Below are 24769 nucleotides of genomic sequence, written 5' to 3'. Positions count from 1 at the left end.
GCGGATTACGGCTGGTCGGTCGGCTCGGCGGTGAGCAGGCCCGCGTTGATCTCGCGCATGGCGATGGAGAGCGGCTTCTCCTGCGGCGTGGTCTCGACCAGCGGACCCACGTACTCCAGCAGGCCCTCACCGAGCTGGCTGTAGTAGGCGTTGACCTGGCGCGCGCGCTTCGCGGCGAAGATGACCAGCGCGTACTTCGAGGTCGTCTTCTCGAGGAGCTCGTCGATCGGCGGGTTGGTGATGCCTTCGGGGTTGGCGATGGATCCCACGAATTAACCTCTGCGTCTATCGCACCGCTGCGCGGTGCCGGCGGTCAACCGCGCGAATGCGGCGACGCCGGAGCCAGGAAAGAAGAACCGGACAAGCCTACCAGCTCGTCCACGACCCGCCCGGTGAGGTCGTGCGCCAGGGTGTGCGCGAAGGCGGCCAGGGCGGCCGGCGGGGGCGCGATCCCCGGCGGGTGCAGCAGCACCAGCCGGGCGTCGGGAAGCGCCGCCCGGACCAGCCGCGCGCCGGCGAGGTCGAGGCCGATCAGGACCGGCTGACCGGCGGCGAGCCGGGAGCGCAGTGGTTCGAGGGGGGTGCCGCGCCGGTGCGGCCCGGCACGGCTCCACTCCAGCAGCTCCCCGGCGGCGGCCATCCGGTCGAACTCGGCGGGGGTCAGGAAGATGCGGTCGACGCCGTCCAGTTCGCGCTCCCGACGGGGGCGCGTGGTGGCCGGCACCGGGATCCACACGGACGGAGAACGCGCCCGGACGCGCTCGACGACACTCTCCGTGCCGGAGCCCGAAGGCCCCGTCAGGACAGTGAGCCGAGCCGCCGGGCGCGCCTCGTCATCCGTGCTCACTGCTTGTTTCTACACGCAGCCAGCCTCAGTTGGCGGCGAACTCTCCAAGCAGTGCCTTGCGCTGCTGCTCGCCGAGGCCACGCAGGCGACGGCTGTCGGCGATCTTGAGCTTCTCCATGATCTGGGTGGCCCGGATCTTGCCGATACCCGGCATCGCCTGCAGCACGGCGGAGACCTTGAGCTTGCCGACGACGTCGTCGGACTCGGCACGCTCGAGGACGGCTCCGAGGGTGGTCTTGCCCTGCTTGAGCTGCTCCTTCAGCTCAGCACGGGCCTTGCGGATCTCCGCGGCCTTCTCCAGCGCGGCAGCGCGCTGTTCGGGGGTCAGTGACGGGAGCGGCACCAGTTCTCCTCAGGTCCCTATCGCGACGGGCGGGGCGCACCGCCGCATCTGTGAAACGTGGTGTCGCTGTGAACCAAGGGGTCCGTGGTTCCCAGCGCGGGGAAAACTAGCGGTCAACGGCGCATTCGGCAACGTGGACGCGCGATGATCATCCCAAAGTGACCGACCCGTCAGTCAGTCAGTGGGCGCCGAGTGCCGTCCGGCAGTCGGTCAGGGCCCGGTCGGCGGCGGCGCGCAGCGCCTCCGGGTCCGGCCCCGCCCCCAGCACCTCGCGGGAGTACGAGGGCAGCACCGAGGACAGGGCGGGGCCGAAGACGACGCGCAGATCCGCCGCGGTGGCGCCCTGCGCCCCGAGGCCCGGCGCGAGCAGCGGACCGTTCACGGCGGAGAGGTCGTGACCGGTGTCGCCGATGGTCGCGCCGACCACGAGCCCGAAGCTGCCGAGCGGCTGCGCACCCGCGTTGAGCTGCGAAATCTCGTCGATCACGGTCTGCGCGACGGTGCGCCCGTCGGCGGTGCGGGCCCGCTGCACGGCGGCGCCCTCGGGGTTGGAGGTGAGCGCCAGCACGAACACCCCGCCGCCGTGCTCGGCGGCCAGATCGAACATCGGCGCGAGGGCGCCGACGCCGAGATAGGGACTCGCGGTCACCGCGTCGACATGGATCGGGCTGGATGGGTCGAGGTACGCCGAGGCGTACGCGGCGACGGTCGAGCCGATGTCGCCGCGCTTGACGTCGAGGAGAACGAGCGAGCCCGCTTCGCGTAACTGTCGGATAGTTGACTCTAGAATCGCCGTACCTTTCGAGCCGAACCGCTCGAAAAAGGCCGACTGGGGCTTGACCACCGCGACCCGGTCACCGAGGGCCTCCGTGACCGTCCGGGCGAACCGCTCCAGCCCCCGGACGTCGTCGTCGAGCCCCCAGCGGGCCAGCAGCCCGGGGTGCGGGTCGATGCCGACACAGAGCGGTCCCCGCTCGGTGACGGCCCGGTGCAGGCGGACGCCGAAGCTCTCCATCCGGTGCTCTCCCTCTCCTCGGCGCCCGGGCGTCCACCGCCCGGACACGCTCGTCGGGCGGGCGGCGCGCGCCGCCCGCGTACTCCCGCCGGACCGTGCCGGCGGCTCAGCCCGCCCGCACCGCGGCGGCGACCCCGGCGGCGATCCGGGCCAGATCGGCGTCGTCGGTGACGTACGGCGGCATGGTGTAGACCAGGTCACGGAAGGGCCGCAGCCAGACCCCCTCGGCGACCGCGGCGGCGGTGGCGGCCGGCAGGTCCACCTCGTGGTCGAGCTGGACCACGCCGATCGCACCGAGCACCCGCACGTCGGTGACCCCCGGCGTCCCGCGCAACGGCTCCAGGCCGGCCCGCAGGCCCGAGCGCACCCTCGCCACCCGCCCCGCCCAGTCCCCGGCCCGCAGCAGGCCGAGGGAGGCGTTGGCGACCGCGCAGGCCAGCGGGTTGCCCATGAACGTCGGGCCGTGCGCCAGGACCCCGCCGCCGGCGGAGATGCCCCGGGCCAGCTCCGCCGTGCAGAGCGCGGCGGCGAGCGTCAGGTACCCGCCGGTGAGCGCCTTGCCCACGCACATCACGTCGGGCGCCACCCCGGCGTGCTCGGCCGCGAACATGGCGCCCGTGCGGCCGAAGCCGGTGGCGATCTCGTCGAAGATCAGCAGTACGCCGTGCGCCCGGGTCACCTCGCGCAGCACCCGCAGGTAGTGCGGGTGGTGGAAGCGCATCCCGCCGGCGCCCTGGACCACCGGCTCCACGATCACGGCGGCCAGCTCGTGGGCGTGCCGCTCGACCGCCTCCGTCAGCGCCGCCTCGTAGGCCGGGTCGGGCGGGCCGTCGAAGCCGTTGGGCGGCACGGGGGCGAAGACCTGCCGGGGCAGCACGTCGCCCCAGAGATGGTGCATGCCGCCCTCGGGGTCGCAGACGCTCATCGGGTGGAACGTGTCGCCGTGGTAGCCGCCCCGCCAGGTGCCCAGCCGGCGCCGCTGGGGCCGGCCGGCGGCCCGCTGGTACTGGAGGCACATCTTGACCGCCACCTCGACGGCGACCGAGCCGGAGTCGGCCAGGAAGACGTGCTCCAGCCCCTCCGGGGCGAGGTCGACCAGGGTCGTCGCCAGGCGCACCGCGGGCTCGTGGGTGAGCCCGCCGAACATCACGTGGCTCATCCGGCCGAGCTGGTCGGTCACCGCCGCGTCGAGCACCGGGTGCCGGTAGCCGTGGATCGCCGCCCACCACGACGACATGCCGTCGACCAGCTCCCGGCCGTCGGCCAGCCGCAGCCGTACGCCCTCGGCCCGCTCCACCACGTACGGCGGGCTGGCCGGCGGCAGCGCCCCGTACGGGTGCCAGACGTGCGCCCGGTCGGCGGCCAGGATCTCCTCGGGTGTCACGCGCGCGCTCCTTCGTCGTCGCTCCCCGCGATCTTGCACTTGTGGCCCCGTGTCCCGTCCGGTTCGCGGCATGTGCCGGGGCGGAAAGTGCAAGATCGCCGGGCGAGGGGGTTACCGGGGCGGCGCCGGGACGGCGGCCGCGGCGCGGGCGACGGCGCGGACCAGGGCCGGTCCCCGGTAGATGAAACCGGTGTAGAGCTGGACCAGGGCGGCGCCGGCGTCGAACATCCGGGCCGCGGCGTCCGGGTCCAGGATGCCCCCGACGCCGATCACCGGCAGCCGGCCGCCCGACTCGCGGTGCACGAAGGCGACCACCTCGCGGGCGCGCCCGGCGAGCGGTCGGCCGGAGAGGCCGCCGGTCTCGGCGCCGCGGGCCCGGTCGGCCGGGGCGAGCTTGTCGCGGCCGAGCGTGGTGTTGGTGGCGATCACCCCGGCCGCGCCCCGCTCCAGGCAGACCTCCAGCAGCTCGGCGATCGCCGGCTCGGTCAGATCCGGGGCGATCTTCACCAGCACCGGCTTCTCCCCCACCAGGGCCGCCAGGATGGCGTCCAGGTGCGCCCGGTCCTGCAACGAGCGCAGGCCGGGGGTGTTCGGCGAGGAGACGTTGACCGCGAAGTAGTCGCCGTGGTCGCGCAGCGCGCGGTACGAGGCCCGGTAGTCCTCCACCGCCTCCTCCAGCGGCGTCACCTTGGACTTGCCCAGCGAGACGCCCAGCGGCACCCCGATCGGGCGGGGCAGCGCCGCCAGACGGGCCGCGAGGGCCTCGGCGCCGGCATTGTTGAAGCCCATCCGGTTGACCACCGCCTCGCTGGCCGGCAGCCGGAACAGCCGGGGCCGGGGGTTGCCCGGCTGCGGGTGCGCGGTGACCGTACCGACCTCGACGAAGCCGAAGCCCAGCGCCGGCCAGGCGGGCAGGGCCACGCCGTCCTTGTCCATCCCGGCGGCGAGCCCGACCGGGTTGGGGAACCGGACGCCGAACACGGTGCGCGGCGCGCGCACGGCGTAGCGGGCCCGCAGCGCGGCCAGGGCCGCCGGGCGGCGGGAGAGTGCCGCCAGCCGGCGCAGCGTCCACTCGTGCGCGGCCTCGGCGTCCCCGCCGCCGATCCGGAACAGCCGCGGCCGGACGACCCGCTCGAACATCACGTCGCGCCGCCGGGGCTGGCGGCGGCCCGACCCGCGGTGGGCGCCGGGGGGCGGCCGGGGGCACTCACTCGGCCGCCCGCAGGGCGGCGTGCAGCTCCTGCAGGGGGCGGACCTGCATGTCGCCGCGGATGCGCGCCTCGATGCCCATCACCGCCGCCGCCGCGCCCGGCACCGTGGTGATGCACGGGATGTCCGCCGTGACGGCGGCGCTGCGGATCTCGTAGCCGTCCGAACGGGCGCTCGCACCCGAGCCCTGCGGGGTGTTTATCACCAGCGCCACGTCGCCGCCGAGGATCATCGACACCGCGTCCTCGCCCCCGCCGGACTCGTAGTGCTTGCGGATCTGGTCGCAGGCGATGCCGTGCCGGCGCAGCACCTCCGCCGTGCCGGTGGTGGCGACGATCTCGAACCCGAGGTCGGCCAGGCGCTTGATCGGGAAGATCATGCCGCGCTTGTCCCGGTTCGCGACCGAGACGAAGATCTTCCCGCCGGTCGGCAGCGAGCCGTACGCGGCCGACTGCGACTTGGCGAAGGCGTGCCCGAAGGACGTGTCGATGCCCATCACCTCGCCCGTGGACTTCATCTCCGGGCCGAGCAGCGAGTCCACGCCCTTGCCGGTGGGGGTGCGGAACCGCTTGAACGGCAGCACCGCCTCCTTGACCGCGATCGGGGCGCCGGCCGGCATCGAGCCGCCGTCCCCGGTCGCCGGGAGCAGCCCCTCGGCGCGCAGCTCGGCGATGGTGGCGCCCAGCGCGATCCGGGCCGCCGCCTTGGCCAGCGGCACCGCCGTCGCCTTGGACACGAACGGCACCGTCCGCGACGCGCGCGGGTTCGCCTCCAGCACGTAGAGCATGTCGTCCTTCAGCGCGTACTGCACGTTGAGCAGGCCGCGCACGCCGACGCCCCGGGCGATCGCCTCGGTGTAGCGGCGCACCTGGGCCACGTGCGAGCCGGCCAGCGTGATCGGCGGCAGGGCGCAGGACGAGTCGCCGGAGTGGATGCCGGCCTCCTCGATGTGCTCCATCACCCCGCCGAGGTAGACCTCGCCGTCGGCGTCGCAGAGCGCGTCCACGTCGATCTCGATGGCGTCGTCCAGGAAGCGGTCGACCAGCACCGGGTGGTCCGGGGAGATCGCGGTGGCCCGCCCGATGTAGTCACGCAGCGTGGCGTCGTCGTAGACGATCTCCATGCCCCGTCCGCCCAGCACGTACGACGGCCGGACCAGCACCGGGTAGCCGATCTCGTCGGCGATCGCCTTCGCCTCGTCGTACGAGGTGGCCATGCCGTGCGCCGGGGCACGCAGCCCGGCCCGCGCCAGCACCGCCCCGAACGCGCCGCGCTCCTCGGCCAGGTGGATCGACTCCGGGGAGGTGCCGACGACGGGCACGCCCGCGTCCTTCAGCCGCTGCGCCAGGCCCAGCGGCGTCTGGCCGCCGAGCTGCACGATCACCCCGACCACGCCCGGGCCGCCGGCCGCCCGGCCGGAGGAGTCCTCGGCGTGCCAGACCTCCAGCACGTCCTCGAAGGTGAGCGGCTCGAAGTAGAGCCGGTCGGCGGTGTCGTAGTCGGTGGAGACGGTCTCCGGGTTGCAGTTCACCATCACGGTCTCGTAGCCGGAGCCGGCCACCCCGCCCAGGGGCGCGGCCCGCAGCGCCTGGACCGCGTGCACGCAGGAGTAGTCGAACTCGATGCCCTGCCCGATCCGGTTCGGCCCGGAACCCAGGATGATCACCTTCGGCCGGGCCGACGGCACGACCTCCGTCTCCTGGTCGTACGTGGAGTAGTGGTAGGGCGTGGTCGCCTCGAACTCGGCGGCGCAGGTGTCCACCGTCTTGTAGACCGGGCGGACGCCGAGGCGGTGCCGCAGCGTGCGTACGCCGTCCTCGGCGGCCAGCTCCGGGCGCAGCGCGGCCAGCTGCCGGTCCGACAGGCCGGCCCGCTTGGCCCGGCGCAGCAGGTCGGCGTCGAGCACCGGGGCGTCCACGATCTCGGCGCGCAGCTCGACCAGGGCGGCGATCTGGTCCAGGAACCAGGGGTCGATCCCGCCGGACGCGGCGGCGACCTCGGCGATCGAGGCGCCCAACCGCAGCGCCCGCTCGACGGTGTAGAGCCGGCCGTCGTGCGGCATCCGCAGCGCGTCGAGGGTGTTCTCCTTCGTCACCTCCGCCGCACCGGCGCCCGTCGCGGCGGCGACGACCGGATCCGGCACGGTCCAGAACCCGGCGGCCTTGGTCTCCAGCGAGCGCATCGCCTTGTTCAGCGCCTCGCCGAAGTTGCGGCCCAGGCTCATCGCCTCGCCGACGGACTTCATGGTGGTGGTCAGTTCCGGGTCGGCGCCGGGGAACTTCTCGAACGCGAACCGGGGGATCTTCACCACCACGTAGTCCAGGGTCGGCTCGAACGCCGCCGGGGTCTTCAGGGTGATGTCGTTGGGGATCTCGTCGAGGGTGTAGCCGATGGCCAGCTTCGCGGCGATCTTGGCGATCGGGAAGCCGGTGGCCTTCGAGGCCAGCGCCGACGACCGGGACACCCGGGGATTCATCTCGATCACCACGATCCGGCCGTCGGCCGGGTTGACGGCGAACTGGATGTTGCAGCCGCCGGTGTCCACGCCGACCTCGCGCAGCACCGCGATGCCCAGGTCACGCAGGCGCTGGTACTCCCGGTCGGTGAGCGTCATGGCCGGGGCCACGGTGACGCTGTCGCCGGTGTGCACGCCCATCGGGTCGAGGTTCTCGATCGAGCAGACCACCACCACGTTGTCGTGCCGGTCACGCATCAGTTCGAGCTCGTACTCCTTCCAGCCGAGCACGCTCTCCTCGATGAGCACCTCGTGCACGGGGCTGGCGGTCAGCCCGTCGCCGGCGATGCGGGCCAGGTCCTCGGGGGTGTGCGCCATGCCGGAGCCGAGGCCGCCCATGGTGAACGACGGCCGGATCACCACCGGCAGGCCCAGCTCGGCGACCGTCTCCTCGACCTCCGCCATCGAGTGGCAGACCCGCGAGCGGGGCACCAGGCCCGCCGGGTCGTCGACACCCAGGCGTACGCCCGCCTTGGCGACGATGTCCTTGAACAGCTGCCGGTCCTCGCCGCGCCGGATCGCCTCGATGTTGGCGCCGATCAGCTCGACGCCGTACTTCTCCAGCACGCCCGCCTCGTGCAGGGCGACCGCGGTGTTCAGCGCGGTCTGCCCGCCGAGGGTCGGCAGCACCGCGTCGGGGCGCTCCTTGGCGATCACCAGCTCGACGAACTCCGGGGTGATCGGCTCGACGTAGGTGGCGTCGGCGAACTCGGGATCCGTCATGATCGTCGCCGGGTTCGAGTTGACCAGGCTGACCCGGATCCCCTCGCTGCGCAGTACCCGGCAGGCCTGGGTGCCGGAGTAGTCGAACTCGCAGGCCTGCCCGATCACGATCGGCCCGGAGCCGATGACCAGGATGTGCTTGAGATCGGTCCGCTTAGGCATGTGTGCGCCCCTCGCTCTGGATCCGGCCCTCGACGAGCTCGGCGAAGCGGTCGAAGAGGTAGTCCGCGTCGTGCGGGCCGGCCGCCGCCTCCGGGTGGTACTGGACGGTGAAGGCGGGCACGTCCTTGGCCCGCAGCCCCTCGACCACGTTGTCATTGAGGCAGACGTGCGACACCTGGACGCCGCCGAACTCGGTCTCGATCACCTGGTCGGGTACGACCGCGCCGTGGCGCGCGCCGGGAACCTCGACCGCGAAGCCGTGGTTGTGGCTGGTCACCTCGACCTTGCCGGTGACCCGGTCGAGCACCGGCTGGTTGATGCCGCGGTGGCCGTAGCCGAGCTTGTAGGTGCCGAAGCCGAGCGCCCGGCCGAGGATCTGGCTGCCGAAGCAGATGCCGAAGAGCGGGATCCGCCGGCTCAGCACCTCCCGGGCCAGCCCCACCGGGCCGTCGGCCGTGGCCGGGTCGCCCGGGCCCGGCGAGAGGAACACCGCGTCGGCACCCGTGGCGAGCAGGTCGTCGATGCTGGAGCCGGCCGGCAGCACGTGGGTGGTGACCCCGCGGGCGGCGAGCCGGCGCGGCACGTTGCGCTTGATGCCCAGGTCCAGCGCGGCGACCGTGAACCGGTGCGCGCCGTCGGCCGGCACCACGTACGGCTCCGCGGTGCTGACCTCGGCGGAGAGGTCCGCGCCGACCATCTCCGGGGACTGCCGCACCCGGGCCAGCAGGGCCCGGGGGTCGGTCTCGACGCTGGAGATGCCGACGCGCATCGCGCCGCGCTCGCGCAGGTGCCGGGTCAGCGCCCGGGTATCCACGCCGCTGACGCCCACCACGCCCTCGGCGGCCAGCCGGTCCTCCAGCCCGCCGGTGGCCCGCCAGTTCGAGCCGATCCGGGCCGGGTCGCGGACCACGTAGCCGGCGACCCAGATCCGGCCCGACTCGTCGTCCTCGCCGTTGACGCCGGTGTTGCCGATGTGCGGGGCGGTCTGCACCACCACCTGCCGGTGGTAGGAGGGGTCGGTCAGGGTCTCCTGGTAGCCCGTCATACCGGTGTTGAAGACCGCCTCGCCGAAGGTCTCCCCGACGCTGCCGTACGCCTCCCCGTGGAACGTGCGCCCGTCCTCGAGTACGAGGATCGCGGGCCTCCGCTTGGTCATAGAACCGCCTTTCCGTCCAGGACCGTCGGCTCGCCGCGCAGGAAGGTCGCCACGATGCGACCCGGCAGCGTCATGCGGGCGTACGGGGTGTTGCGGCTGCGACTGGCCAGCTCCGCCGGTTCGATGGTGCGGCGGGCGGCCGGGTCGACCAGGGTCAGGTTGGCCGGCACGCCGGGCGCGGGGTCGAGGCCGTGCCCGTCGAGCCCGGCGATGCGGGCCGGGGCCCGCGACATCCGCTCGGCGATGAGGTCCCACTGCGGGCCGAGCACGTCGAGGGCGATCGAGAGCGCCGTCTCCAGGCCGAGCATGCCCGGCCGGGCGTACGCCCACTCGCACTCCTTGTCCTCCACCGCGTGCGGGGCGTGGTCGGTGGCGACGACGTCGAGCACCCCCTCGACCAGGGCGGCCCGCAGCGCGGCGATGTCGGCCGCGGTGCGCAGCGGCGGATTGACCTTGTAGACCGGGTCGTACGCCCCGGCCGGGCTCCAGTTCTCCGCGAGCGCGGGGCTGCCGAGCTCGCCCCTGCCGCCGACCAGCTCGTCGGTGAGCAGCAGGTGGTGCGGGGTCACCTCGGCGGTGACCCGTACGCCCCGGGCCTTGGCCTGGCGCAGCACCTCGACGCTGCCGGCCGTGGAGACGTGGCAGACGTGCAGCCGGCTGCCGACGTGCTCGGCGAGCAGCACGTCCCGGGCGATGATCGCCTCCTCGGCGACCGCCGGCCAGCCGGTCAGCCCGAGGCGGGTCGACACCTCGCCCTCGTGCATCTGCGCGCCCTCGGTGAGCCGGGGCTCCTCGGCGTGCTGGGCGATGATCCCGTCGAACGCCTTCACGTACTCCAGCGCCCGGCGCATCAGCCTCGGGTCGGCCACGCAGTGCCCGTCGTCGGAGAAGATCCGCACCCGCGCCGCCGAGTCGGCCATCGCGCCCAGCTCGGCGAGGTGCTCGCCGGCCAGGCCGACGGTGACCGCCCCGATCGGCTGCACGTCGACCAGCCCGGCCTCCCGGCCGAGGCGCCAGACCTGCTCGACCACGCCGGCGGTGTCGGCCACCGGCGAGGTGTTGGCCATCGCGCAGACCGCGGTGTAGCCGCCCAGCGCCGCCGCCCGGGATCCGGACTCGACCGTCTCGGCGTCCTCCCGGCCGGGCTCGCGCAGGTGGGTGTGCAGGTCTACCAGGCCGGGCAGGGCGACCAGCCCGGTGCCGTCGACGACGGTGGCCTCCGGCGCGTCCAGCCCGGCGCCGACGGCCGCGACGACGCCGTCGCGGATCAGCAGGTCGGTCGGCGCGGCGCCGACGACGCTGACGTTGGAGATCAGGTACGAGCTCACCGGTTGTTCCCCCCGAGCAGCAGGTAGAGGACGGCCATCCGCACGGAGACCCCGTTGGCGACCTGTTCGACGATGGTGGAGCGGGGCGAGTCGGCCACCTCCGGCGTGATCTCCATCCCCCGGTTCATCGGGCCGGGGTGCATGACGATCGCGTGCTCGGGCAGCCGGCGCATCCGCGGGCCGTCCAGGCCGTAGCGGCGGGCGTACTCGCGGGCGGACGGGAAGTAGGAGTCGTTCATCCGCTCGCGCTGCACCCGCAGCATCATCACCACGTCCGAGTGCGGCAGCACCGAGTCCAGGTCGTAGCAGACGTCGGTGCCGGGCGCGAGGGCCTGCGCGATGTGGACGGGGATGAGCGTCGGCGGCCCGACCAGGGTCACCTTGGCGCCGAGGGTGGAGAGCAGCAGCACGTTCGAGCGGGCCACCCGGCTGTGCAGCACGTCCCCGACCACCGCGACCGACAGGCCGGCCAGCCGCCCCAGCCGGGACCGCATCGTGTACGCGTCGAGCAGCGCCTGGGTGGGGTGCTCGTGGGTGCCGTCGCCGGCGTTGACCACCGAGCCGTCCACCCAGTCGGCGAGGCGGTGCGGGGCGCCGGAGGCGGGGTGCCGGACGACCACCGCGTCGGCCCCCATCGCCTGGAGGGTCAGCGCGGTGTCCTTCAGGCTCTCGCCCTTGGCCACGCTGGAACCCTTGGCCGAAAAGTTGATCACGTCGGCGCTGAGCCGCTTCGCCGCCGCCTCGAAGGAGATCCGGGTCCGGGTGGAGTCCTCGTAGAAGAGGTTGACCACGGTGCGCCCGCGCAGCGCCGGGAGCTTCTTGACCTCCCGCACGGAGACGGTGGCCATCTCGGCGGCCGTGTCCAGGATCTGGGTGGCGGAGGCGGCGTCCAGGTCCGCGCCGGAGAGCAGATGCCTGATCACGAGGGGGTACCCCCGTACAACTTGACCTCGTCGACACCGTCGGTCTCCGCGAGGGTGACCTTCACGCTCTCCGTCAGGGAGGTCGGGATGTTCTTGCCGACGTAGTCGGCGCGGATCGGCAGCTCGCGGTGGCCGCGGTCGACCAGGACGGCGAGCTGCACCGACGCCGGCCGCCCGACGTCGTTGAGCGCGTCGAGCGCGGCCCGCACCGTGCGGCCGGAGAAGAGCACGTCGTCGACGAGGACGACCCGTTTGCCGTCGATGCCGCCGGGCGGCACCTGCGTCGGTCCGACCGCGCGGGTGGCGTGCCGGCGCAGGTCGTCGCGGTAGAGGGTGATGTCGAGCACGCCGACGGGGACGGTCACGTCCTCGAAGGTGCTGATCCGGGCGGCGAGCCGCTTCGCGAGGGGGACGCCCCGGGTGGGGATGCCGAGCAGCACGGTGTCCTCGGCGCCCTGGGTCTTCTCCAGGATCTGGTGGGCGATGCGGTCGACCACGCGCTGGACGTCGGCGCTGGCGAGGATCACCTTCACCGAGGGTTGTCGCGGCGGTGACGGGCGGGCAGCCGGTGGGTAGGCCACGGCGGACCTCCTTCCCCGCCTCACGGGACGGGTCGTTAAAGGACGTCGGGTGCCGGCACCGGACCGCGAGCGGCCCGGACCGGGGCTTCCCGCCACGTTACCAGTGGTCACCGCGTTGCCCGCCGCCGGCCACTGACCCTCCGGTCAGCCCGGTGAAATACGGACAACTCCACCGGTGATCCCAACGGTAAGGTCACGACCACTTGACCAGTTGTGCCAATCCCCGTACCGTCACGCTCCGTAGCGATCGCTGGGAGAACCCCGAGCAGCACTGGGAGTGTCCGAATGCCCTCTGAATACGCCAAGTCTCTGGGCGCCCGCCTGCGCTCCATCCGCCAGCAGCAGGGCCTCTCCCTGCAGGGCGTGGAGGAGAAGTCGAACGGGCGGTGGAAGGCGGTGGTGGTCGGCTCGTACGAGCGCGGCGACCGCGCCGTCACGGTGTCGCGCCTGGCTGAGCTGGCCGACTTCTACCGAGTTCCCGTCTCGGAGTTGCTGCCCGACGGCAGCGGGGTGCGCCACGAGCCCACCAGCAAGATCGTCCTGGACCTGGAGCGGCTCTACGACGAGGCCTCCGAGGACCTGGCCTACGTCGCCCGCTACGCGCGCGCCATCCAGCAGCAGCGCGGTGACTACAACGGCCGGGTGCTCTCCATCCGCGCCGACGACCTGCGCGCGCTCGCGATCGTCTACGACGCCTCGCCGTCCGGCCTGATCGAGCGGCTCACCGAGCACGGTGTGCTGGTCGCCGACCCGCGGGCGTTCTTCGCCAGCTGACCGCAGAACGACGCAGGGCCCGTGCCGGACGGCACGGGCCCTGCGTCGTTCTGCGGATCACGGCGCCCAGGTGTGACGCACGTCCGGTGTGACGTGCGCCCTCTCAGCGGGTGGCGTACTCCGCGATGCGGCCGAGGATGCCGTTGAGGAAGCGCGGCGAGTCGTCGGTCGACATCTGCCGGGCCAGCTCGACGGCCTCGCTGATGGCCACCGCGTCGTCGATCTCGTCGACGTAGAGCAACTCGTAGACCGCGATCCGGGCGAGGTTGCGGTCCACCGCCGGCATCCGGTCGAGCGTCCACCCCTCGGCGTAGCTGGCGATCACCTCGTCGATCCGGCCGAGATGGGCGGCGACCCCCTCGACCAGGCTCACCGCGTATCCCAGGTGCTCGGGGCGGGGCTTCTCGATCCGCTCGATGTAGCCGGCGAGCACCTCCACCGGCGGACGGTCCCGCAGGTCTGCCTCGAAGAGCACGTCCAGCGCCCGCTTGCGCGCCTTGCGGCGCGCCGGCATCTGCTGCTTGGGCCCCTCGGCCATCAGGCGCGGCCGAGGTAACGGCCGTCGCGGGTGTCGACCTTGATCTTCTCGCCGGTGGTGATGAAGAGCGGCACCTGCACGGTCGCGCCGGTCTCGACGGTGGCCGGCTTGTTGCCGCCGGTCGACCGGTCGCCCTGCAGACCCGGCTCGGTGTAGGTGACCTCCAGCACGACGCTGGTCGGCAGCTCGATGTAGAGCGGGACCGCCTCGTGGGTGGCCACGGTCGCCTCGGCCTCGGGCAGCAGGTAGTTCGCCGCCTCGCCGACGGTGCCGCCCGGCACGGTGATCTGGTCGAAGGTCTCCAGATCCATGAAGACGTAGTCCTCGCCGTCGGCGTAGAGGTACTGCATGGTGCGCTTGTCCACGGTCGCGGTCTCGACCTTGGTGCCCGCGTTGAAGGTCTTGTCGACCACCTTGCCGGACAGCACGTTCTTCAGGGTGGTGCGCACGAACGCACCGCCCTTACCGGGCTTGACGTGCTGGAACTCGACGACGGCCCACAGCTCTCCGTCGAGGTTGAGTACCAGGCCGTTCTTCAGGTCGTTGGTGGTGGCCATTTCCTGCCTTGATCATCAATTGGCGGACAGACCTGGCAAGTCTACTAGCTACGTCGAGCGCTGGCGCCCGGCGCTGTCCGCCCCGGTCCGCCCACGGCGTTCCGCGTCGCCGTGGCCCGCCTCCCCCACCCCCGCCCCACCCCGCCCTGGCCACCGACCGGAAGCTCGCGAGGTTCCGGGCGACATCGCGCGCCGGAAGGTGACCCTGCGCGCACGGCCGCCCGCCCCACCGCCACCCCTCGCGCCCCCCTTTGCTCTGCAGCCGCGGATGCACCAAGCACCCTGGGTCACGTCACTCGTACCGGCGACGATTCGCGGTTGGCAAGAGAACCGCAGATCAGCGCGCTGGTGCGAATCCGGCTGCAGAGCAAAGCGGCCGAGAGGCGCGGGGCGGGTGTCCTGCGCCCGGTGACCCGGAGTGACGGCAGCAAGTCGTGACTCAGCGTGACTGGATTCAGTTGCGCCACGGACGGATCTGCCAGGGGCCGGCTACTCATGAGTCCCGGCCCGACCTTCCCGGCCGCCCGCGCACCGCGCACCGCGCGACCGGGACCGGAACCGGCGGGGCGTCAGCGGCCGAGGTTCGCCAGATGGTGCAGGGCCAGGCGGTAGCCGTCGACGCCGAGGCCGCAGATCACCCCGGTCGCCACCGCCGAGACCACGGAGTGGTGCCGGAACTCCTCGCGGGCGTGGATGTTGGAGAGGTGCACCTCGACCAGTGGCCCGCGCAGCATGGCGCAGGCATCGCGGACCGCGTACGAGTAGTGCGACCAGGCGGCGGGGTTCAGCACCACGGCCGCGCCCTCGTCGGCCGCGGCGTACAGCCAGCCGAGCAGCTCGTGCTCGGCGTCGGTCTGCCGGACAGTCACGTCCAGGCCGAGTTCCCGTCCGGTCGACTCGCAGAGCGTCACCAGGTCCGCGTAGCTCGTCGCGCCGTAGACCTCCGGCTGCCGGGTGCCGAGCCGGCCGAGGTTGGGGCCGTTGAGCACGTGGACCCTCACGCGGCCACCTCGCGGTAGGCCGCCTCCAGCAGTTCGTCGTCCGGACCCTCGAGGATCGCGGGCCGGGCCAGCCCGTCGAGCACCACGAAGCGCAGTTGGCTGCCCCGGGTCTTCTTGTCCACCCGCATCGTGGCCAGCAGTCCCGGCCAGGCCTCGGCGTGGTAGCGGGTCGGCAGGCCGAGCGCCGCCATGACCGTCCGGTGCCGCTCGGCGGTGGGGGCGTCCAGTCGGCCGGCCAGCCGGGCCAGCTCACCGGCGTAGACGATGCCGACCGCCACCGCGTGTCCGTGCCGCCAGCGGTAGCCCTCCGCCTTCTCGATGGCGTGGGCGAGGGTGTGACCGTAGTTCAGCACCTCCCGCACGCCCGACTCCCGCAGGTCGCCGGAGACCACGTCCGACTTCACGCGGATGGCCCGTTCGATCAGCTCGCGGGTGACCGGGGCGGCCGGTTCGGTGACCGCCTCCGGGTCCCGTTCCACCAGTTCGAGGATCACCGGGTCGGCGATGAACCCGCACTTGACCACCTCGGCCAGACCGGCGACGAGGTCGGCCCGGGGAAGGTTGTCCAGGGTCGCCAGGTCGGCGAGGACACCCACCGGCGGGTGGAAGGCCCCGACCAGGTTCTTGCCGGCGGCGGTGTTGATCCCGGTCTTGCCGCCCACGGCGGCGTCGACCATGCCCAGCAGCGAGGTCGCCACCGGCACCCAGCGCACCCCGCGCAGCCAGCTCGCCGCGACGAAGCCGGCCAGGTCGGTCACCGCGCCGCCGCCGACGCCCACCACCGCGTCGGTACGGGTGAATCCCGCCTCGCCCAGCCGGTCCCAGCAGGTCGCGGCGACGTCGATGTGCTTGCCTGCCTCGGCGTCCGGCACCTCGATGGGCAGCAGCGTGACGCCCGCCGATCGCAGCCGCCCGCCGATCGCGTCGGCCAGTTCCTTGAGCGGGGGCGCGTGCAGCACCGCCACGCGGTTCGCGTCCGGCAGCAGCCCCGGCAGCGCGTCGAGCAGGTCACGTCCCACCAGCACGTCGTACGGGCGCTCGCCGCCGACCGGGATCCGGGTCACCTCGTCCATCGCGGGCAGCCTAGTCCAGCCGCCCCGTCCGGGACGCGAACTGTCCACTTCGTGGCCGTCCCGCCCCGTTCCGCCCCCGTCGACGGGGCACCCGGTTCCCGCCGCGGACGAGGACGCCCGGGTCACGCCGTCGGCGGCCGGTTCACCCGGGCTCCCGCGCGGCCCAACCGGCCAACCGGCGGGCGTGCGCGGCCACCGCCTCCCGCAGGGCGTCGGGCCGCCGGACGGTGAACGGCCAGCCGAGCCCGGCGAGCAGCTGGGCCATCCCGTCCAGGTTCTCCGCGCGGGCGCGCAGCAGGACGCCGTCCGCGCTGGCGCTCAGCTCGGCCACGCTCGGCGGGAGACGGCGTCGGGCGGCGGCCAGGTCGGTCTCCAGCAGCACCTCGACGTCGTGGGCGTACGGCACGCGGGCCAGCGAGCGGGTCACGTGGGCCACCGGGTCGAAGCCGTCGGGAACGGCGAAGCTCTCCTCCCCCGCCTCCACCGCGCCGATCCGGTCCAGCCGGAACGTCCGCACGGCCCCGCGCAGGTGGTCGTGGCCGGTGACGTACCAGCGGCCGGCATGGAAGACCAGCCCGTACGGGTCGAGTTCCCGGCGCGTCGCCGCGCCGGAGAAGGAGCGGTGGTCGAGCCGTACCCGACGGCGGTGCCGGGCGGCGGTGGCGAGGGTGAGCAGCGTCGCCGTCGCCGGTCGGGCCTCCGGCGCGAAACGGCGCAGGGTGAAGCCGAGATGCTCCCGCACGGCGGCGAGGCGCTCGCCCAGCGTGGGCGGGAGCACCCGGCGGATCTTGGCCAGCGCCGTCGCGGTCGCGGGCTCCTGCGTGCCCAGCCCGAGCCGCTCCGCGGCGATCAGCCCGAGCAGCACGGCGACCGCCTCGTCGTCGGTGAGCATCAGCGGCGGCAGCTTGTAGCCGGGGCGGAGCCGGTAGCCGCCGTGGCGACCCCGCTCGGCGGTCACCGGGATGCCCAGCTCGGCCAGGGTCACGGCGTAGCGGCGCACGGTGCGCCCGTCCACCCCCAGCCGGCGGGCCAGCTCCGCCCCCGTGAGCCGGTGGTGGCTCTGGAGCAGTTCGAGCATGCCGAGGACCCGGGCCGCGGGATGTGACACGGGCCACTCCTGTAAAGCGGGCGGAAGACGTCCGGATTCGATCGTACGGTTCCCGGGACGACGAGAGAGGGAGGTCGCGGATGGCGACGTTCGTGCTGGTACCGGGATTCTGGCTGGGCGGTTGGGCGTGGCGCGCGGTGACCGCCGAGCTACGCGGGCGGGGCCACGAGGTGCACCCCGTGACGCTGACCGGGGTGGCCGAGCGCGCCCACCTGGCCGGCCCGGAGGTCGGCCTGGAGACGCACACCGCCGACATCGTCCGGTTGATCGAGGTGGAGGAGCTGCACGACGTGCTGCTGGTGGGGCACTCCGGCGGCGGGCTGCCGGTGGCCCAGGCGGCGGACCGCGTACCGGAGCGGGTCGCCCGGGTGGTCTACGTGGAGAGCGGGCCGCTGCCGGACGGCATGTCGCAGTTCGACAGCAACCCGCCGGAGGAGCGGTCGCGGCTGCGCGCCCAGATCGGCGACGGGCACCTGCTGCCGCCGCCGGCGTTCGACCCGGCGGCGGACCCGGAGAACCTGGCCGGGCTCGATCCCGCCACGCTGGCGCTGCTGCGGCGGCGCGCCACCGCCCACCCGCTGCGGGCCGCGACGGACCCGCTGCGGCGCACCGGTGGACGCGCGGTGCCGACGGCGCTGGTGGCCAGCACCATTCCGCTGGAGGTGGTCGAGGACATGATCGCGCAGGGCCACCCGTTCTTCGCCGGCCTGGCCGGCGGCCGGCTGCACGCGCTGCCCACCGGGCACTGGCCGATGCTCAGCGAGCCGACCGCGCTGGCCGACGTGCTCGACCGCATCGCCCGCGACTGACCGGCGACGGAGGGCTCAGCGCTTCAGGAGCGCGGCGATCTCGGCGGCGATCTCCTCCGGGGCCCGCCCGTCGGTCACCACGGTCGCGGTGGCCACCTCGGCGTAGAGCGGGCGGCGCTGGTCCAGCAGGTGCTTCAGCGTCGCGCGCGGGTTGATCGCCAGGAGCGGGCGACCGGCGCCGAGCCCTACCCGCTTCACCGCGTCGGACAGCTCCACGGAGAGGTGCACCACGGAGTGCCCGACCAGGGCGGCGCGGTTCTCCTCGGCGAGGACCGCGCCGCCGCCGAGGGCGAGCACGCCCCCGCACGAGGCCAGCCCCGCCGCCACCGCGGCCCGTTCGAGGGTACGGAAGTGCTCCTCGCCCTCGTCGATGAAGATCTCCGGGATCGGCTTGCCGGCGAGCCGCGCGATGTCCAGGTCGGTGTCGCGGAACTCGACCCCGAGCAGCTCCGCCAGCGCCAGCCCGACCGTGGTCTTGCCGGAGCCGGGCGCCCCGACCAGCACGCAGACCGGCGCCATCAGCGGCACCGCCGGCCGGCCACGCGCCCCGCCCGTCGGCCCGCGCTCACCGGATCACCAGCGCGTCGAGGTAGCCGGTGAGGTTGCGGCGGATCTCGGCGACGGAGTCGCCGCCGAACTTCTCGGTGGCGGCCTCGGCCAGCACCAGCGCCACCATCGCCTCGGCGACGACGGCGGCGGCGGGCACGGCGCAGACGTCCGAGCGCTGGTTGATCGCGGTGGCCGGCTCGCCGGTCGTGACGTCCACGGTGGCCAGGGCGCGGTTCAGCGACGAGATCGGCTTCATCGCGGCCCGCACCCGCAGCGGTTCGCCGGTGGTGATGCCACCCTCCAGCCCGCCGGCCCGGTCGGTGACCCGACGTACGCCGGTGGCGCTGGGAATGATCTCGTCGTGCGCCTCGGAACCGCGGGAGCGCGCCTGCTGCCAGCCGTCGCCGATCTCCACGCCCTTGATCGCCTGGATGGACATCAGCGCGGTGGCGAGGCGGGCGTCGAGCTTGCGGTCCCACTGCACGTGGCTGCCCAGGCCGGGCGGGACGCCGTACGCCAGCACCTCGACCACGCCACCCAGCGTGTCGGCGGCCTTCTTCGCGGCGTCGACCTCGGCGACCATCCGGGCGCTGGCCTCGGGGTCGAGGCAGCGCAGTGGGTCGGCGTCGATGCGGGCGGCGTCGGAGGGCGCGGGGCGCAGCCCCGGCTTGGTGGCCACCGGGCCCAGCTCCACCACGTGGGAGACGATCTCGATGCCGAGGGCCTGCCGGAGCAGCGCCTTGGCGACCGTGCCGACGGCGACGCGGGCGGCGGTCTCCCGCGCGCTGGCCCGCTCCAGGATCGGGCGGGCGTCGGTGTGGCCGTACTTCTGCATGCCGGCCAGATCGGCGTGGCCCGGACGGGGGCGGGTCAGCGGCGCGTTGCGGGCCTGGCTGGCCAGCGCCTGCGGGTCGACCGGGTCGGCGGCCATGACGGTGCGCCACTTGGGCCACTCGGAGTTGCCGACCCGGATCGCGACCGGGCTGCCGAGGGTCACCCCGTGCCGCAGCCCGCCGACGACCTCGACCTCGTCCTGCTCGAACGACATCCGCGCGCCCCGGCCGTAGCCGAGCCGGCGCCGGGCCAGCTCACCGGCGATCTCCCCGGTGGTCACCTCGATGCCGGCGGGCACGCCCTCCAGCATCGCGACGAGGGCGGGCCCGTGCGATTCCCCTGCAGTCAACCAGCGCAACACAGCGGCCAGTCTGTCACGCCCGGTGGCCGCCGCCGTGCGCCGCCCGCCGTGTCCCGCCCTGCGGACGCCACGCTCGGGCGGAACGTAGGATCAGCCACGGTGCGCCGGGAAGTCTGGTCGGCAGTGACTTCGTCGACCCCGATTTCTGGGAGCCCCGGTGCTGCTCTTCGCGTTCGCCGCCGCCCTGCTGCTGGCGGTCCTACTCTCCAGTCTGGCCCACCGCACGATCCTCTCCACCGCCGTGCTCTTCCTGGTCGCCGGTTTCGTGCTGGGCCCGGAGACCACCGGCGTGCTGGACATCACCGCTGACTCGCCGATCGTGGCGACGTTGGCCGAACTGGCCCTGTTCACCGTCCTCTTCACCGACGGCATGCGGGTGGGCTGGGCGGACCTGCGCTCGGCGTGGCGGCTGCCCGGCCGGGCGCTGGGTTGGGGCCTGCCGCTGACGCTGCTGATCACCGCGCTGCTGGCCCACTACGTGGTGGGGTTGGACTGGCCGGAGTCGCTGCTGCTCGGTGCGGTCCTCGCACCCACGGACCCGGTGTTCGCCTCGGCGCTGGTCGGCAACGACCGGGTGCCCGGCCGGCTGCGGCACCTGCTCAACGTCGAGTCCGGGATCAACGACGGCCTGGCGCTGCCCTTCGTCATCCTGTTCCTGGCCGTCGCGGCCGGCTCGGACGACCTGCACCTGGACGAGTTGGGCCTGGAACTGCTTCTGGGGGTGGTGATCGGGGTCGGGGTGCCATGGTTGGCGCTGCGTCTGGAGAAGACCCGCTTCTTCTCCGCCTCGACCCAGTACGAGCCGCTCAACGGCGTGGCGATCGGCCTGCTGGTGCTGGCCCTGGGCCAGGTCACCCACGCCAACCTGTTCCTCGCGGCGTTCGCCGCCGGCATCACCGTGGCCACCTTCGGCGAGCGGCAGCGGGAGAGCTTCGAGCACTTCGGCGAGTTGATCGCCGAGGTGTTCAAGCTGGCCGCGCTGCTGGTCTTCGGCGCGCTGATCTCGATCGAGTTCCTCGGCGATATCTCCTGGCCGGGCTGGCTGTTCGCGGTGCTCGCCATCGTGGTGGCGCGTCCGGTGGCGCTGGCCGTCTCGTTCCTCGGCTCCCGGCTGAGCCGCACGGAGCAGTTCGCCGCGATGTGGTTCGGGCCGAAGGGCTTCGCCTCGGTGGTCTACGGCCTGTTGGTGCTCCAGGCCGGCATTCCGGCCGGTGACGAGATATTCCACCTGGTGGCGCTGACCATCGTGCTGTCGATCCTGGCGCACTCCTCCACCGACATCGTGATCGCCCGGATCTTCGACCCGGCCACCACCCCGGCCTGGTACGAGAGGCTGCGACAGGCCTCGGCCGATCGCCGGGGGCGCCGGCGCGACCGCCGGGTGGACCGCGGTCCCGACACGGACCGCCGCTAGGGTTGCCGCGCCCCGGTCGGCCCGTCAGGGCCTGCGGATCGCGATGATCGATTTCGTCAGACCCAGCAGGCGCTCGTTACGGATGACGGCGTCCGGGAACAGGTAACGAAACTCGGCACGACCGATGAGTTCGGTCGTCAGGACCTGCCTCATCGCCGCCTCGTAGGACTTTCCCGGGGTGTAGGCGAGCGGCCACTTGCGGGCCACCGCCACCCGCGCCGACACCGGCAGGAACTGCATGCCCGGCGCCACCCAGTGCGGCTCGATCGGGAAGTACCGGTACGGCGTCTGCACCCAGTACGCGCGCCCCAACTCCCGGACGGCCTCCGCCATCCGCTGACGACGCTCGTGCCCGCCGACGTGCTCCAGAACGCTGTTGCTGAAGACAAGATCGTAGCGTCGGCTCAGGATGCTCTTCGGAAGCTCGCAGGCGTCGGCGTGGTCCGCCTCGGCCCAGTCCGGCAGTTCCGTGGGCAACGGCTCCAGGTTGACCACGTGCACGTGCGCCGGCCGGACGGGGACCCGGGCCCAGCTCTCCACCCGTCCGCCCAGGTCGAGAACGCTCATCTCAGCCAGGTCCGGGAACGTGTCCGACAGCCAGGCCGCACGCCGCGCCCGCCTCCTGGCGCCGAGCGAGGTCGGCGAGTCTACGAGACGGAACCGGAGGGAGTGCAGCGCCATGGAGTGGGGTCCTTCGATCGTCGATGGTGTCGTTCAGGGGAGGTGCGACATGGCTGGCGTGCTCAGATGCCCCGGCCGCGCTTGTGCAGGGTGCGCAGCACCGCGTCGGCGCGGACCACCCGCCCGGCCACGGCGAGGGCCAGGTACGCCCGCGGCTCGCGGGGGTTGCGCCGCAGGGTGTGCCGGGCCCAGCGCAGCGCGCCCCGCCGGTCGCCGGACGCGGCCCGGGCGAAGGCGATCTGCCCGGCGACCCGTGCCTCGCCGGCCGGCTGGGTGCCGAACTCGGGGTATCGCCGCAGCAGCCACTGCAACGCCTCCGAGATGGTGTCCCAGCGCTGCGCGAAGTAGGACCGCTTGTGCCAGCGCACCAGCACGTACGGCGTGCGCAGGTTGACCAGCGGCGCGCTGCGGGCGGCCCGGAGCAGGAACTCGTAGTCCTCCGCGTAGCTGCCCGGGATCTCCTCGTCGACCAGCCCGAACCCGTCGCGCAGGGCGGCGGCGCGGATCAGGAAGGTCGACGGGTGCAGCTCCGTCATCCGGTCCCGCAGCAGGTCGGCCAGGGTGACCGAGTCCTTCGGCAGCGCCCGGTCGACGGTGTGCCCGTCGTAGCTGACCCGGATGCCGCAGCTGACGAACTCGGCGTCGGGGTGGGCGGCGAGGGCCTCGACCTGGGCGCGCAGCTTGCCGGGCAGCCACTCGTCGTCGTCGTCGCAGAACGCCACGAGCTCGCCGGTGGCGGCCAGGATGCCGCTGTTGCGGGCCCCGGCCAGGCCGGGGGCGCGCTCGTTGCGGACGACCCGGACCAGCCGGTCGGGGCGGGACAGTTCGGCCAGCGAAGTGTCCGGTTCGGACTGGTCGTGTACCACCACCACCTCGACCGGGCCGGGATGGTCCTGGTCGAGGATGGCCCGCACCGCAGCCCGGAGCAGCTCCGGGCGGTCCCGGGTGGGCACCACCGCGCTGACGCTCGGATGTTCGGTCATCGCCGTTCTCCGTTCCGGCCCGACCGCGCCCACGGCCGCCACCTCGCGCGCTGCCGCCGGCCGACCGACGCCGCCACCAGTTCCTCCACGACCCGGCCCACCCGCTCGACCGCCGCCCGGCGCGCCTCGGACGCCTGCGGGTCGGCCGCGACGGCGTACCGCGACGGGTCGGCGAGGCCGGCGGTGAGCGCGTCGAACAGCGCCTCCCGGGTCTCGGTCAGCGCCACCATGCCGGCCGCGCCGAGGCGGCGGGCGAAGAGCAGCTGGTGGTCGTCGACGTGCTCGCCCCGCGCCGGGTCCCGGGGGACGACGATCGGCAGGTGGCCGTGCCGGCGGGCCTCCAGGATCGTGGCCGGCCCGCCGTGGCAGACCACCAGGTCGGCCTCGGCCATCGCGCTCTGGAGGTCGTCGTGGCCGAGGAAGGCCACCGCCCCGGGCATCGCGGGCGCACGGGTGTGCCCGTGCTGGACGGTCGGCCCGACGTCGTCGGCGACGGCGCGGTGCCACTCCTCCAGCCAGCCGACCAGGCGCTCGAAGGGATGCTTGTCGGTGCCGACGGCGACCAGCAGCCGGGCCCGGGCGAGGTCGCCGGAGCCGCGTTGCCGGGGCACCCGCGCGGGGGACGCCGTCCGGGGGCGCCCGGGGGCGACCCGGTGCGCGGGTGCGGTTCCGGTGCTCTCGGCGCTCACAGCAGGGTCCCCACGACGGTGGCCTCCGGGTACTGCCGGCGCTGCTCGTCCCACTGCACGAGCATCGCGGAGAGGAACGGCCGGCAGAGCCGGGCGGTCAGGGTCGGGGTGTCGATGCGGTCGTACACCTCGATGTAGACGGTAGGGACGCGCCGGAGCCGGGCCAGCACCACGAACGGTACGGCCACCCCCGCGCCGGTGGTGACCACGGCGGCGACCCGGCGCGACCGCAGCACCCGCCACGCCAGTACGGCGTTGCGCAGCAGGTTCGGCACGTTGCGGGTGGTCGGGTGGTGCGCCGGGACCAGGTCCTCGCCGGCGAGCAGCGAGACCGCCTCGGGCGTGTCGAAGGTGACCCAGCAGCGCCGCCAGCGTTCGTACCACGGGCGCAGGGCGAGCAGCTGGGCCAGGTGGCCGCCGCTGGAGCCCACCAGGAGCAGGACGCCGGGCTCGCCGGCTTCCTCGGTTGTCGTTTCCACGCGACTCCCCACAAGTTCGCTTGGACCTACGGTGGCCGCCACGCGACAGCAGATCACAGGTTCCCGGGCCGGTTGAATAGGGCGACCGGACGACCTGCGAGCTCCGCGGGTGGCGGGTCGGGCGTGCCGCGCCGAGCGTCGCCATCGACGTTCGTCACGACCTGGAGTTTTCTCGTCACCGTCCGGAGCGGAGGGCGGAACGCCGCACCAGGCGTTTCGGGTGGATCAGCCGCTATGTCGTTTCTCGACGACGTCCAGCAGGGCGGGATGCAGCGCGGCGTTCCAACCCGCCCCGGCGTCAGCGAGACGCCAGGTGCGCAGCCACATCTCCAGCAGGTAGGCGTCGGCCACCAGCCGCCGGGCCGCCGGCGCGAGTCCCAGGTCGGCGCCGTACCGGTCGAGGTGGGCGTCGACGGCGCGCGCCGCCGCCGACGCCGGCTCGCCGCGCAGCACCAGAGCCCGCTGGAACGCGTCGTGTGCGAGGTCGAAGCCGAGCGGCACGTCCGGCCCGCTGTGCTCCCAGTCCCACGCCACCAGGCGGCCGGCGTGCACGCCGAGGTTCCAGGGCACCCAGTCGCCGTGCCAGTGCCCGAACTCCACCGCCGTGTCGCCGTGGCGGGCCGTCAGCGCGGCCACGGCGGCGACCGCCCGGGCCCCGTCCGCCCCGCCGCCGGCGGCGCGGTCGGCCTCGGCGGCGAGCCGGCCCGCGAACGCCGAGCCGGTCAGCGGCCGC

At 73.6% G+C, this 24769-nt stretch carries 25 protein-coding genes and 1 pseudogene; 3 read left to right on the top strand and 23 right to left on the bottom strand.

From position 1 onward, the window contains the following. Positions 1-5: 5 nt before the first annotated feature. The 11 genes from rpoZ to pyrR form a co-directional block, all read right to left on the bottom strand. Positions 6-269 (bottom strand): DNA-directed RNA polymerase subunit omega, encoded by a 264-nt coding sequence (gene rpoZ / locus V6V16_RS16390; RefSeq protein WP_007075826.1) that lies wholly within the window; start codon positions 267-269, stop codon positions 6-8. A gap of 44 nt (positions 270-313) precedes the next feature. Continuing rightward, complete coding sequence (locus V6V16_RS16385) at positions 314-847, bottom strand: guanylate kinase (RefSeq protein WP_334563011.1); 534 nt, start codon at positions 845-847, stop codon at positions 314-316. A gap of 25 nt (positions 848-872) precedes the next feature. Then, on the bottom strand, positions 873-1190 hold the full coding sequence (gene mihF / locus V6V16_RS16380; protein WP_007458370.1) for an integration host factor, actinobacterial type: 318 nt from the start codon (positions 1188-1190) through the stop codon (positions 873-875). 178 nt (positions 1191-1368) lie between these two features. Next, positions 1369-2205, bottom strand: a complete 837-nt coding sequence (pyrF, locus tag V6V16_RS16375) for an orotidine-5'-phosphate decarboxylase (protein WP_334563007.1) — start codon at positions 2203-2205, stop codon at positions 1369-1371. 106 nt (positions 2206-2311) lie between these two features. Next, positions 2312-3589, bottom strand: coding sequence for an adenosylmethionine--8-amino-7-oxononanoate transaminase (locus V6V16_RS16370; RefSeq protein ID WP_334563005.1), 1278 nt, complete (start codon positions 3587-3589; stop codon positions 2312-2314). 111 nt (positions 3590-3700) lie between these two features. Further along, positions 3701-4732 carry a quinone-dependent dihydroorotate dehydrogenase gene (locus tag V6V16_RS16365; RefSeq protein ID WP_334563002.1) on the bottom strand — a complete coding sequence of 344 codons (1032 nt, stop codon included), beginning with the start codon at positions 4730-4732 and terminating at the stop codon, positions 3701-3703. Between the two features lie 64 nt (positions 4733-4796). Beyond that, a complete protein-coding gene (gene carB, locus V6V16_RS16360) occupies positions 4797-8198 on the bottom strand; it encodes a carbamoyl-phosphate synthase large subunit (RefSeq protein WP_334563000.1) in 3402 nt (1133 codons plus the stop codon). After that, complete coding sequence (carA, locus tag V6V16_RS16355; protein WP_334562999.1) at positions 8191-9354, bottom strand: glutamine-hydrolyzing carbamoyl-phosphate synthase small subunit; 1164 nt, start codon at positions 9352-9354, stop codon at positions 8191-8193. The genes carB and carA overlap by 8 nt, the downstream gene beginning before the upstream one ends. Next, positions 9351-10682, bottom strand: coding sequence for a dihydroorotase (locus V6V16_RS16350; RefSeq protein WP_334562998.1), 1332 nt, complete (start codon positions 10680-10682; stop codon positions 9351-9353). The genes carA and V6V16_RS16350 overlap by 4 nt, the downstream gene beginning before the upstream one ends. Further along, positions 10679-11605: an aspartate carbamoyltransferase catalytic subunit gene (locus tag V6V16_RS16345; RefSeq protein WP_334562996.1), complete on the bottom strand. Its 927-nt coding sequence runs from the start codon at positions 11603-11605 to the stop codon at positions 10679-10681. The genes V6V16_RS16350 and V6V16_RS16345 overlap by 4 nt, the downstream gene beginning before the upstream one ends. After that, positions 11602-12186, bottom strand: a complete 585-nt coding sequence (pyrR, locus tag V6V16_RS16340; protein ID WP_334562993.1) for a bifunctional pyr operon transcriptional regulator/uracil phosphoribosyltransferase PyrR — start codon at positions 12184-12186, stop codon at positions 11602-11604. Before pyrR ends, V6V16_RS16345 begins: the two co-directional genes overlap by 4 nt. A 285-nt stretch (positions 12187-12471) precedes the next feature. Between pyrR and bldD the strand changes: the two genes are divergently transcribed. Then, on the top strand, positions 12472-12960 hold the full coding sequence (gene bldD / locus V6V16_RS16335; RefSeq protein ID WP_013285505.1) for a transcriptional regulator BldD: 489 nt from the start codon (positions 12472-12474) through the stop codon (positions 12958-12960). A gap of 103 nt (positions 12961-13063) precedes the next feature. Here bldD and nusB read toward each other — a convergent pair whose 3' ends face one another. The 5 genes from nusB to V6V16_RS16310 form a co-directional block, all read right to left on the bottom strand. Beyond that, a complete protein-coding gene (gene nusB / locus V6V16_RS16330) occupies positions 13064-13474 on the bottom strand; it encodes a transcription antitermination factor NusB (protein ID WP_334563095.1) in 411 nt (136 codons plus the stop codon). Positions 13475-13497: 23 nt separating this feature from the next. After that, a complete protein-coding gene (gene efp, locus V6V16_RS16325) occupies positions 13498-14055 on the bottom strand; it encodes an elongation factor P (protein WP_334562992.1) in 558 nt (185 codons plus the stop codon). Between the two features lie 569 nt (positions 14056-14624). Then, positions 14625-15056, bottom strand: coding sequence for a type II 3-dehydroquinate dehydratase (aroQ, locus tag V6V16_RS16320; RefSeq protein ID WP_334562991.1), 432 nt, complete (start codon positions 15054-15056; stop codon positions 14625-14627). Then, entirely contained in the window at positions 15053-16129 is a 1077-nt protein-coding gene (gene aroB / locus V6V16_RS16315; protein WP_334562988.1) for a 3-dehydroquinate synthase, read from the bottom strand. Before aroB ends, aroQ begins: the two co-directional genes overlap by 4 nt. 142 nt (positions 16130-16271) lie before the next feature. Then, entirely contained in the window at positions 16272-17237 is a 966-nt protein-coding gene (locus tag V6V16_RS16310) for a helix-turn-helix transcriptional regulator (RefSeq protein WP_334562985.1), read from the bottom strand. 80 nt (positions 17238-17317) lie between these two features. Here V6V16_RS16310 and V6V16_RS16305 point away from each other — a divergent pair, with 80 nt between their 5' ends. Beyond that, positions 17318-18046: an alpha/beta fold hydrolase gene (locus V6V16_RS16305; protein ID WP_334562982.1), complete on the top strand. Its 729-nt coding sequence runs from the start codon at positions 17318-17320 to the stop codon at positions 18044-18046. Positions 18047-18061: 15 nt separating this feature from the next. On the opposite strand, the gene V6V16_RS16300 is transcribed toward V6V16_RS16305, so the two are convergent. Both V6V16_RS16300 and aroC read right to left on the bottom strand, forming a co-directional pair. Further along, complete coding sequence (locus V6V16_RS16300) at positions 18062-18565, bottom strand: shikimate kinase (protein WP_334562980.1); 504 nt, start codon at positions 18563-18565, stop codon at positions 18062-18064. Positions 18566-18611: 46 nt separating this feature from the next. Continuing rightward, positions 18612-19790 (bottom strand): chorismate synthase, encoded by a 1179-nt coding sequence (gene aroC, locus V6V16_RS16295; protein WP_334562978.1) that lies wholly within the window; start codon positions 19788-19790, stop codon positions 18612-18614. A gap of 157 nt (positions 19791-19947) precedes the next feature. Between aroC and V6V16_RS16290 the strand changes: the two genes are divergently transcribed. Continuing rightward, entirely contained in the window at positions 19948-21204 is a 1257-nt protein-coding gene (locus V6V16_RS16290; RefSeq protein WP_334562976.1) for a cation:proton antiporter, read from the top strand. Positions 21205-21228: 24 nt separating this feature from the next. Here the strand turns inward: V6V16_RS16290 and V6V16_RS16285 are convergent, their stop codons facing one another. From V6V16_RS16285 to V6V16_RS16265, 5 genes and pseudogenes are all read right to left on the bottom strand, one after another. Continuing rightward, the gene (locus tag V6V16_RS16285) at positions 21229-21885 is read right to left on the bottom strand and encodes a class I SAM-dependent methyltransferase (RefSeq protein ID WP_334562973.1); all 657 of its coding nucleotides are present in this window, start codon (positions 21883-21885) and stop codon (positions 21229-21231) included. Positions 21886-21947: 62 nt separating this feature from the next. Further along, the gene (locus V6V16_RS16280; protein ID WP_334562972.1) at positions 21948-22868 is read right to left on the bottom strand and encodes a glycosyltransferase family 2 protein; all 921 of its coding nucleotides are present in this window, start codon (positions 22866-22868) and stop codon (positions 21948-21950) included. Beyond that, positions 22865-23479 carry a glycosyltransferase gene (locus tag V6V16_RS16275; RefSeq protein WP_334563093.1) on the bottom strand — a complete coding sequence of 205 codons (615 nt, stop codon included), beginning with the start codon at positions 23477-23479 and terminating at the stop codon, positions 22865-22867. Before V6V16_RS16275 ends, V6V16_RS16280 begins: the two co-directional genes overlap by 4 nt. 74 nt (positions 23480-23553) lie before the next feature. Then, positions 23554-24036 carry a UDP-N-acetylglucosamine--LPS N-acetylglucosamine transferase gene (locus tag V6V16_RS16270; RefSeq protein ID WP_334562970.1) on the bottom strand — a complete coding sequence of 161 codons (483 nt, stop codon included), beginning with the start codon at positions 24034-24036 and terminating at the stop codon, positions 23554-23556. Between the two features lie 225 nt (positions 24037-24261). Next, positions 24262-24769: pseudogene (locus V6V16_RS16265) on the bottom strand (hypothetical protein); the annotation flags it as partial.

It is taken from the genome of Micromonospora sp. CPCC 205561 (assembly GCF_036906775.1).
Lineage (GTDB): Bacteria > Actinomycetota > Actinomycetes > Mycobacteriales > Micromonosporaceae > Micromonospora.
Note: the sequence above shows the minus strand (reverse complement) of the source record. Positions and strands in the feature narration are given on the sequence as shown.

Coding starts and splice junctions, on each gene's coding strand:
- pyrF (WP_334563007.1), bottom strand. CDS start 2,205: ATGGAGAGCTTCGGCGTCCGCCTGCACCGGGCCGTCACCGAGCGGGGA.
- carB (WP_334563000.1), bottom strand. CDS start 8,198: ATGCCTAAGCGGACCGATCTCAAGCACATCCTGGTCATCGGCTCCGGG.
- carA (WP_334562999.1), bottom strand. CDS start 9,354: ATGACCAAGCGGAGGCCCGCGATCCTCGTACTCGAGGACGGGCGCACG.
- bldD (WP_013285505.1), top strand. CDS start 12,472: ATGCCCTCTGAATACGCCAAGTCTCTGGGCGCCCGCCTGCGCTCCATC.
- nusB (WP_334563095.1), bottom strand. CDS start 13,474: ATGCCGGCGCGCCGCAAGGCGCGCAAGCGGGCGCTGGACGTGCTCTTC.
- efp (WP_334562992.1), bottom strand. CDS start 14,055: ATGGCCACCACCAACGACCTGAAGAACGGCCTGGTACTCAACCTCGAC.
- aroB (WP_334562988.1), bottom strand. CDS start 16,129: ATGGACGAGGTGACCCGGATCCCGGTCGGCGGCGAGCGCCCGTACGAC.
- V6V16_RS16305 (WP_334562982.1), top strand. CDS start 17,318: ATGGCGACGTTCGTGCTGGTACCGGGATTCTGGCTGGGCGGTTGGGCG.
- V6V16_RS16300 (WP_334562980.1), bottom strand. CDS start 18,565: ATGGCGCCGGTCTGCGTGCTGGTCGGGGCGCCCGGCTCCGGCAAGACC.
- V6V16_RS16285 (WP_334562973.1), bottom strand. CDS start 21,885: ATGGCGCTGCACTCCCTCCGGTTCCGTCTCGTAGACTCGCCGACCTCG.
- V6V16_RS16280 (WP_334562972.1), bottom strand. CDS start 22,868: ATGACCGAACATCCGAGCGTCAGCGCGGTGGTGCCCACCCGGGACCGC.